At 63.4% G+C, this 9,537-nt stretch carries 9 protein-coding genes and 1 pseudogene; 8 read left to right on the forward strand and 2 right to left on the reverse strand.

Going from position 1 to position 9,537, the window contains the following annotated elements; genetic code table 11:
- The 4 genes from trpD to glp all read left to right on the forward strand — a co-directional run.
- Positions 1-653: anthranilate phosphoribosyltransferase (trpD, locus tag EN964_RS14245; RefSeq protein ID WP_127276469.1), on the forward strand; the 653-nt coding region annotated here is incomplete at its 5' end.
- Positions 654-663: 10 nt separating this feature from the next.
- On the forward strand, positions 664-1,476 hold the full coding sequence (trpC, locus tag EN964_RS14250) for an indole-3-glycerol phosphate synthase TrpC (RefSeq protein WP_127271355.1): 813 nt from the start codon (positions 664-666) through the stop codon (positions 1,474-1,476).
- Between the two features lie 2 nt (positions 1,477-1,478).
- The gene (gene moaC, locus EN964_RS14255) at positions 1,479-1,961 is read left to right on the forward strand and encodes a cyclic pyranopterin monophosphate synthase MoaC (RefSeq protein WP_127271357.1); all 483 of its coding nucleotides are present in this window, start codon (positions 1,479-1,481) and stop codon (positions 1,959-1,961) included.
- Positions 1,961-3,166 carry a gephyrin-like molybdotransferase Glp gene (gene glp / locus EN964_RS14260; protein WP_127272192.1) on the forward strand — a complete coding sequence of 402 codons (1,206 nt, stop codon included), beginning with the start codon at positions 1,961-1,963 and terminating at the stop codon, positions 3,164-3,166. Before moaC ends, glp begins: the two co-directional genes overlap by 1 nt.
- A gap of 48 nt (positions 3,167-3,214) precedes the next feature.
- On the opposite strand, the gene EN964_RS14265 is transcribed toward glp, so the two are convergent.
- Entirely contained in the window at positions 3,215-4,045 is an 831-nt protein-coding gene (locus tag EN964_RS14265) for an alpha/beta hydrolase (protein WP_127272193.1), read from the reverse strand.
- 310 nt (positions 4,046-4,355) lie between these two features.
- Here EN964_RS14265 and EN964_RS14270 point away from each other — a divergent pair, with 310 nt between their 5' ends.
- The 4 genes from EN964_RS14270 (at position 4,356) to lexA (ending at position 9,282) form a co-directional block, all read left to right on the forward strand.
- A complete protein-coding gene (locus EN964_RS14270; protein WP_127270202.1) occupies positions 4,356-5,981 on the forward strand; it encodes an AMP-binding protein in 1,626 nt (541 codons plus the stop codon).
- Positions 5,978-6,814 carry a tryptophan 2,3-dioxygenase gene (gene kynA / locus EN964_RS14275; protein WP_127270200.1) on the forward strand — a complete coding sequence of 279 codons (837 nt, stop codon included), beginning with the start codon at positions 5,978-5,980 and terminating at the stop codon, positions 6,812-6,814. The genes EN964_RS14270 and kynA overlap by 4 nt, the downstream gene beginning before the upstream one ends.
- Before the next feature lie 71 nt (positions 6,815-6,885).
- Entirely contained in the window at positions 6,886-8,133 is a 1,248-nt protein-coding gene (gene kynU, locus EN964_RS14280) for a kynureninase (protein ID WP_127272194.1), read from the forward strand.
- 408 nt (positions 8,134-8,541) lie between these two features.
- Entirely contained in the window at positions 8,542-9,282 is a 741-nt protein-coding gene (gene lexA / locus EN964_RS14285; RefSeq protein WP_127272195.1) for a transcriptional repressor LexA, read from the forward strand.
- Here the strand turns inward: lexA and EN964_RS14290 are convergent.
- A pseudogene (locus tag EN964_RS14290) lies at positions 9,276-9,537 on the reverse strand (competence protein); the annotation flags it as partial. The gene lexA and the pseudogene EN964_RS14290 sit on opposite strands and share 7 nt — an antisense overlap.

The raw sequence follows: 9,537 nt of genomic DNA on the forward strand, positions 1-9,537 counted from the left end.
GGGCAGCCGACGTGCTGGTTGCGCTCGGCGTCAAGATCGACATCTCGCCCGAATTCATCGGCCGCTGCATCCACGAGGCAGGCGTTGGCTTCATGTTCGCGCCTGCGCACCATCCGGCGATGAAGCATGTCGGCCCGACTCGCGTCGAGCTCGGCACCCGCACCATCTTCAACCTGCTCGGGCCGCTCTCCAATCCGGCCGGCGTCAAGCGGCAGCTGGTCGGTGTGTTCCTGCCGGAATGGATCCTGCCGGTTGCCGAGACGCTGAAGGCGCTGGGTGCCGAGCATGTCTGGGTTGCCCATGGCGACGGCTATGACGAGATCACCACCACCGGCGAGACGCAGGTTGCCGAACTGATCGGCGGCGAGATCCGCAGCTTCACCCTGACGCCTGAAGCGGTTGGGTTGCCGCGCCACAGCAAGGACGAATTGCGTGGCGGCGATGCGGACTACAACGCCAAGGCCTTGCGCGATATGCTGGGCGGCGCCGCCGGCGCCTATCGCGACACCGTGCTGATGAACGCCGGTGCAGGACTGGTTGTGGCCGGCAAGGCGACGACGCTTGGCGACGGCATCGCGGCGGCGGCGCAAGCCATCGATAGCGGCCGTGCCCTGCGAGTGCTCGACAGGCTGGTCGAGATTTCGAACGGATAACGGATAGAGCGTGTCTGACATTCTTCGCAATATCGAGGCCTACAAGCGCGACGAAATCGCGGCAGCAAAGGCACGCGTGCCGTTGGCCGAAATCAAGGCCCGGGCAAAAGACGCCGACGCACCGCGCGGCTTTCTTGCCGCACTGGAAGCGAAGCGCAAATCCGGCGCCTTCGCGCTAATCGCCGAGATCAAGAAGGCGAGCCCTTCCAAGGGTCTGATCCGTGCCGATTTCGATCCACCGGCGCTGGCGCAGGCCTATGCCAAGGGTGGTGCTGCCTGTCTTTCGGTGCTGACCGATGCACCGTCCTTCCAGGGTGCGCCCGAATTTCTCACCCGGGCGCGAGCCGCCGTCGCGCTGCCGGCGCTGCGCAAGGATTTCCTGTTCGATCCGTATCAGGTCTACGAAGCCCGCGCCTGGGGCGCGGATGCCATCCTGATCATCATGGCCAGTGTCGACGACGTCCTGGCCAGCGAGCTCGAGGCGACGGCCTTCGAACTCGGCATGGATGCACTGGTCGAAGTGCACGACGAGACCGAGACGCAGCGCGCGCTAAAACTGTCGTCGCGGCTGATCGGCATCAACAACCGCAATCTGCGCACATTCGAGACCAGCCTCGACACTTCCATGCGGCTGGCGACGATGGTTCCGGCCGACCGCTTGCTGGTCAGCGAGAGCGGTATTTTCTCGCATGACGACTGCCTCAGGCTGCAAAAGAGCGACATCGGCACTTTTCTTGTCGGCGAGAGCCTGATGCGGCAACAGGACGTCACCGCGGCGACGCGCCTGCTTCTGACAGGCAAGGCTTTGGCCGAGGCCATCTGACGATGGTATCGGGCCTTACCCATCTCGGCGCGCAGGGCGAGGCCAACATGGTCGACGTCGGCGACAAGGACGAAACAACGCGCACGGCGATCGCCGAAGGCTTTGTCGCGATGCAGCCCGAGACGCTGAAGATGATCCTCGCCGGCAACGCCAAGAAGGGCGATGTGCTCGGCACTGCGCGCATCGCCGGTATCATGGCGGCGAAGAAGACGCATGAACTGATCCCGCTCTGCCACCCGCTGCTTTTGACCAAGGTTTCCGTCGACATCGAGCCCGACCATGCTTTGCCGGGCCTGAAGGTCACCGCACTGGCGCGCGTCACCGGCAAGACGGGTGTCGAGATGGAAGCGCTGACGGCTGCCTCGGTCGCCTGCCTGACCATCTACGACATGGCCAAAGCAGTAGACCGCGCCATGGTCATCACCGGCATCCGCCTGGTCGAAAAGACCGGTGGCAAGTCGGGTGACTACAAGGCGAGCGCCTGATGGCGCTGGTTCCTATCGCGGAGGCGCTTGAACGCCTGCTTGATGGCGCGGCGCCTCTAGCCGGCGAAAGCGTTCCCCTGTTCGAGGCTGTGGATCGTGTTCTGGCGGAACCGGTCGTAGCACTTCGCACCCAGCCGCCTTTCAATGCTTCCGCCATGGACGGCTATGCAGCGCGCGCCGCCGACGTCACGTCGGTCCCATCCAGGCTGTCGGTGATCGGCATGGCGCCGGCTGGGCGTGGCTTCGACGGCACGGTCGGCCAGACGCAGGCCGTGCGCATCTTCACCGGCGCGCCGCTGCCCGAAGGCGCCGACACCATCGTCATCCAGGAGAATGTCCGCGATCTCGGCGGCGGCGAAATCGAAGTGACCGAGCCAACGGCGCAATGGCGCAATATCCGCCGCATCGGGCTCGATTTTTCAACAGGCGACATGCTGCTGGAAAAAGGCCGCTTGCTCGACCCGGCGGCACTGTCGCTGGCAGCATCGGCCAACCATCCTCGGGTCAGCGTGGTGAAACGGCCGCTGGTCGCCATTATCGCCACCGGCGACGAATTGCTGCCGCCGGGCAGCGATCTCGGCCCGGACCAGATCATTTCATCGAATGCCTATGGCGTCGCCGCCACCGCACACTCGGTCGGCGCCCGCGCGCTCGATCTCGGCATTGCCGCCGATCGCAAGGAGGCTATCGCCGAACTGGTGCAAAAAGCGGTCGCGGCCGGTGCGGATGTCATTGTGACGCTTGGTGGCGCCTCGGTCGGCGATCACGACCTGATCCACGACGTGCTGACCGGCGAAGGCATGACGCTCGGCTTCTGGAAGATCGCCATGCGTCCTGGCAAGCCGCTGATGTTCGGCCGCCTCGGCGATATCAGGTGCATCGGCCTGCCCGGCAATCCGGTGGCAAGCCTGGTCTGCTCGCAGTTGTTCCTGAAGCCGCTGCTGGCGCGGCTCGGCGGCCGCAATCATCGCCAGGACATACGTCCGGCACGGTTGGGTGCCGCCATGCCGGCCAATGATCTGCGCCAGGACTATGTGCGAGCGGTGGTCAGGGAAGATGACGGCGCGCTGGTGGCGACGCCGTTCGGTATCCAGGATTCCTCGATGCTGAGAATGCTGGCCGACGCCAACGGGCTGATCGTGCGGGCGCCGTTTGCCCCCGCAGCAGCTGCTGGCGAGGCTTGCAGCGTACTGATGCTGCGCTGAAGCAGCGCAGAACAAACCATTAATAACAAACAGAAAATTACGTCGGCGCTATTCCGATATCAAGGCGCGGGTCAGCGGATGCGCCGGATCGGCAAGGCCGTCGACAATGCTGAAATGATGCCGGTCAGGCTCGACCACGGTGCCGGTGGTGGCGCCGAGGCCGGTCCAGATGTTGGCAAGCAGCGCATTCTGGCGCAGGAATTCGGCGCGCTCGCCGCCACCGGCCCAACAGGTGATGCGGGCACCATCCATGGGCCGCAGCAGCGCCGGGCTTTCAGCCAGCGCCTCATCTTCGTCGATGGCCAGAGTCGCGTTCATCTCGGTGCGCATGATCGGACGCAGATCGTGGACACCCGAAATCGAAACGACATGGCGCACGCGCCGCGCCACATCGTCCGTCAGAGACGTGGTTGTCGTCACCATCCGGCTGGCAAGATGGCCGCCGGCCGAATGTCCGGTCAGCATCAGCGGCCCGTCGACCATTGCCGCCGCCTTGCCGATCGCCACGCCGATCTCCTGGACGATGCCGGCGATGCGTAAGTCCGGGCACAGCGTGTAGGACGGCATCGCCACGGCAAAGCCGCTGCTGACCGCACCATTGGCGAGATGCGACCAGAAACTCTTGTCGAACGCCTTCCAGTAACCGCCATGGATGAACACCACCAACCCTTTGGGCGTGGCGCTGGGGAGGAAGAGATCGAGCCGATTGCGTCGCCCATCGCCATAGGTGATGTCGAGCCGTGCCCGGCCCTGCGCCGAGAGTGCGTCACGAAACGCTTGCGCAGGCTCCACCCACGCGGCCGGCCATCGGTCGCTGCCGGCGATATTCGCACCGTTGGCATAGGCATCATCCCAATCGACGATGTGACGTTCGAACATCTGCGCCCTTCCCCAAAAACGGCATCGCTGTTCCGCTAGCAATGGCCACCGCCACGCCATGCGTCAATGCTCTAGGGCAAAAACATTTTAGGCTTGAAACAAATTTCGACTGGTGCGATCCTGCCCGCACGAACAGCCGACAATGGGAGGTCTGCTGTGCTGCCCGAAGCCTGCAAATGGTCACCCCGTTCGGGTGGCGTCGAGCAAGGCGCGACTTGCGGCACGAAGCCTCCTCAAAAAAAGCAGGACCTTCAGATCACTGGTCAGGCGCCTCGCGCACTGGCCGTCCAGCAGACAGGAGAGCGGCGACATGCTTGGGCCTTCAGCGCATATCGACACGTTCACGCGCGATCACCTGCCGCCGCCGGAGCAATGGCCTGAAATCCTGCTCGACGGCTTCGACTATCCCGAACGCCTCAACGCCGGTGTCGAACTGACCGACAGGCTGGTCGAGAAAGGCCTGGGCGACCACACCGCGCTGATCGGCAATGGCCGCCGCCGCACCTACAAGGAACTGTCCGACTGGACGAACAGGCTGGCCCACGCGCTGGTCGAGAATTATGGGGTCGAGCCCGGCAACCGGGTGCTGATCCGTTCGGCCAACAACCCCGCCATGGTCGCCTGCTGGCTGGCCGCCACCAAGGTTGGCGCCGTGGTCGTCAACACCATGCCGATGCTGCGCGCCGGCGAACTCGCCAAGATCGTCGACAAAGCGGAAATCACCGTCGCGCTCTGCGACACCAGGCTGATGGACGAGATGACCGCCTGCGCCAAGGACAGCGCATTCCTCAAGCAGGTCATCGGTTTCGACGGCACCGCCAACCATGATGCTGAACTCGATCGTGCCGCTCTCGACAAGCCGGTGACGTTCACCGCAGTCGACACCGGCCGCGACGATGTTGCCCTGCTCGGCTTCACCTCGGGCACAACAGGCGTTCCGAAGGCGACGATGCATTTCCACCGCGACCTGCTGATCATCGCCGACGCCTACGCCCGCGAAATCCTGGAGGTGACGCCGGACGACATCTTCGTCGGCTCGCCGCCGCTGGCCTTCACCTTCGGCCTTGGCGGACTCGCCATCTTCCCGCTGCGCTTCGGTGCGGCGGCGACGCTGCTGGAGCAGGCGACGCCACCCAACATGATCCACATCATCGAGACCTACAAAGCGACGATCTCTTTCACCGCGCCGACTGCCTACCGCGCCATGCTGAAGGCCATGGATGAAGGAGCGGACCTGTCATCGCTGCGCGTCGCCGTTTCGGCCGGCGAAACCTTGCCTGCTCCCGTTTTCGAAGTGTGGACACAAAAGACCGGAAAGCCGATCCTCGACGGCATCGGAGCCACCGAGATGCTGCACATCTTCATCTCCAACCGTTTTGACGACATGAAGCCCGCGTCGACCGGAAAGCCGGTGGGCGGCTACGAGGCGCGCGTCGTCGATGACGAGATGCGCGAGGTGCCACGCGGCGCGACCGGCAGGCTTGCGGTGCGCGGACCGACCGGCTGCCGCTACATGGCCGATGACAGGCAGAAGGAATACGTGCGCGACGGCTGGAACCTCACCGGCGATACCTTCACGCAGGACGAGGACGGCTTCTTCCATTTCGCCGCACGCTCCGACGACATGATCGTCAGCGCCGGCTACAACATCGCCGGTCCCGAGGTCGAGGCGGCGCTGCTGGCGCACCCGGACGTCGCCGAATGCGCTGTCATTGGCGCCGAGGACGCCGAGCGCGGCCAGATCGTCGAGGCGCATGTCGTGCTAGCGCAGGGCGTCGCGCCCGACGCCCTCACCACCAAGCGCCTGCAGGACCATGTCAAGGCAATGATCGCGCCCTATAAATATCCGCGATCGGTAAAATTCATCGCCGCTCTGCCCAAGACCCAGACCGGCAAGATCCAGCGCTTCCGGCTGCGCACGGAGAAAATCGATTGAGCGAGCCATACGATCCGGCGTCCGAAGGCGCCCAGATGTCGTTCAAGGAGCGCATGTCCTACAGCGACTACCTGCACCTGGAGAAAGTGCTGGAGGCCCAGACGCCGCTGTCATCGGCGCATGACGAGATGCTGTTCATCATCCAGCATCAGACCTCCGAACTCTGGATGAAGCTCGCTCTACACGAGATTGGAGCCGCGATCCGTTCCATCCGCGCCGACCGGCTCGAGCCGAGCTTCAAGATGCTGTCGCGCGTTGCGCGGATCTTCGAGCAGCTGAACAATGCCTGGGATGTGCTGCGGACGATGACGCCGAGCGAATACACCGAGTTCCGCGACGCGCTCGGCCAGTCCTCGGGTTTCCAGTCCTGGCAGTATCGCGCCATCGAGTTCATGGCCGGCAACCGCAACCTGGCCATGCTCGGGCCGCACAAGCACCGGCCCGACCTGAGCGGAAAGCTGGAAGCGATCCTGACCGAACCATCGCTCTACGACGAAGCGCTGCTGCTGCTTGCGCGCAACGGATTCGACATCGGTGCCGATGCCAAGCGCACGGACTGGCGTGAGACGCGAACCGAGAATGAAGAGGTGCTGGTCGCCTGGCAAACCATTTACCGCGATCCGCAGCGCTACTGGATGTTCTACGAACTGGCAGAGAAGCTGGTCGACTTCGAGGATTATTTCCGCCGCTGGCGCTTCAACCACGTCACCACGGTTGAGCGCATCATCGGTCTGAAACGCGGCACCGGCGGCACGTCGGGTGCTTCGTATCTGAAGAAGATGCTCGAGGTGGTGCTGTTCCCGGAACTGTGGACGGTCCGCACCCGGCTCTGACATCGTCGAAATGAAAACAGCGACGCGCGGCGGCGGAACACCCTTCGCGAACAACCGGGGACTGACTGACCATGAGTGGATTTCCTGATCTCGCCGCAGTCGAAGCGATGGATGCCACAGATCCGCTGCGGGCCATGCGCGACCGTTTCATTCTGCCGGAGGGGGTGATCTATCTCGACGGCAATTCACTGGGGGCAGCGTCTCATGCCGTTTTCGGCGAGCTGCAGCAGGCGGCAACCCAGGAATGGGCCCAGGACCTCATCCGAGCCTGGAATACGGCCGGATGGTTCGAGATGCCGATCGAACTCGGCGATCAACTCGGACGCCTGATTGGAGCCGCGGCCGGCCAGACCGTCGTCTGCGACACGACGTCGACCAACATCTACAAGGTGCTGCATGCGGCGCTGGAGATTCGGCCGGGCCGGTCGGTCATCGTCGCCGAGGGTGACAGTTTCCCCACCGACCTGTACATCGCCGAAGGCGTGGCCTCGACACGGGACGGCGTCCTGCTGCGCCTCGCGGGCGTCGACGCGCCCACTATCGAAGAGCTGATCAACGAAAACGTCGCGGTGGTGCTGGTCAACCACGTCAACTACAAATCGGGTGAACTGCGCGACATGGCGGCGCTGACGCGCAAGGCTCATGCGGCCGGAGCGCTGATCGTCTGGGATCTATGCCACACCGCCGGCGCCCTGCCCGTCGAGCTCGATCACGCAAATGCCGATTTCGCCATCGGCTGCACTTACAAGTACCTCAACGGCGGTCCGGGCGCACCGGCCTTCATCTATGCCGCGCAGCGCCATCACGGCGATATCAGCCAGCCGCTCAGCGGCTGGTGGGGCCATGCGCGGCCCTTTGCCTTCGAACGGGGGTATGTTGCCGGCACCGGTATCCGCCGCTTTCTGTGCGGCACCCAGCCGGTCCTGTCGATGCGGGCGCTCAAAGGCGCGCTTGCCATCTGGAACGACGTCGACATGGCGGCATTGCGAAAAAAGAGCGTCGCGCTGACGGAACTGTTCATCCAGCTCGTCGAAGCAAAGTGCGGCGCCTATGGCCTCACGCTGGAGACCACCCGCGACGCGACCAGGCGCGGCAGCCAGGTGTCGTTCCTTCACGATCACGGCTATCAAATCATGCGGGCGCTGATCGAGCGCGGCGTCATCGGTGATTTTCGCGCGCCATCGACCATCCGTTTCGGCTTCACGCCCCTCTATATCGGCTACAAGGATGTGTGGCTGGCGGTTCAAGTGCTAGAAGACATTCTGCGCACGGGCGCATGGAAGGACCAGCGTTTCGCCGTCAAGGAAGCCGTTACCTGACGCAACGATCCCCGCGATTTGCCGTCGCCGCCCTCACTGCCCGGCAGATGACGGAGGGCTGATTCCAGCCACAAATGCCAACAGACGTTGGCGTTTTGGCTCCGTTTCGTTCACGGCAAACGAACGTCCCGAAGATTGATAGCGTCCCTTGTGGAGGTCGATCGGCAGATGATGCCAAGCCTTGGGTCGAGGATGAGCCACAGGTCATTAACCATAATGGTTTCAATGTGAGCAGGCGCATTGCCGTGGTTGGCGCCTGTCGATCGCGACCCGCTGGCAAGCCCAAATAATTTCAGCAGCCTTAACAAATTCATTAAACTTTAAACGGTTGCAGAACACAACTGGAACAGATAGTGTTTGTTCTGGGTTTGTTTTTCGATTCTGGTTTCAGGTAATCTGGGGGCCGCCATGCTGACACGCAAGCAACATGAACTGCTGATGTTCATCCATGAACGCCTGAAGGAGAGCGGCATTCCGCCATCCTTCGACGAGATGAAGGAGGCGCTCGACCTTGCCTCCAAATCCGGGATTCATCGGCTGATCACCGCACTTGAGGAGCGCGGCTTTATTCGCCGGTTGCCCAACCGGGCACGCGCGCTGGAAGTGCTGCGATTGCCGGACTCGATCGCGCCCGGCCTCAACGCGGCAAAGAAGTTTTCGCCAAGCGTCATCCAGGGCAGTCTCGGTCAGGGTGGTGCCCTTGGCCGGCAGATCAAGCCGGCGCCTTCGCGGATGCCCTCGCCCGGCAATGATGACGATGCGGTCTCCGCCGTGTCGATACCGGTCATGGGCCGTATCGCCGCCGGTGTGCCGATCGATGCCATCCAGCATCAGACGCATTCGATCTCGGTGCCGCCGGACATGATCATGGGCGGCGCCCACTATGCGCTGGAGGTTAAGGGCGACTCGATGATCGAGGCCGGTATCTTCGACGGCGACACCGTCATCATCCGTAATGCCGACACGGCGAACCCCGGCGAGATCATCGTGGCGCTGGTCGATGAAGAGGAAGCGACGCTGAAGCGGTTCCGCCGCAAGGGCGCTTCCATCGCTCTCGAAGCCGCCAATCCGGCCTATGAAACCCGTATTTTCGGCCCAGACAGGGTCAAGGTGCAAGGCAAGCTCGTCGGCCTCATCCGCCGCTACTGAGGCGGCTGCGGGTTGGCCGCTGGCTTCTCGGGTTTCTTGAAGGGTGCCAGCCCCCTCGCCTCACGAGAGTATTTGCGTTGCGTGTGCCAGGGCCGATATGGGCTGTTCACCGCGAAGCTGATTGTCGCCGGCGTGGTCGCCGATTGGCGATCGAAGAAGACCGCGGCACTGCCTTTGCGAGCCAGTTGCCGCTTGGTGATGACGAGAACCAGCGGATTGTGACAGGCGTCATAGGCGGTGGCGTCATTGATGACG

The sequence above is a fragment of the Mesorhizobium sp. M7A.F.Ca.CA.001.10.2.1 genome, from assembly GCF_003998575.1.
Classification (GTDB): domain Bacteria; phylum Pseudomonadota; class Alphaproteobacteria; order Rhizobiales; family Rhizobiaceae; genus Mesorhizobium.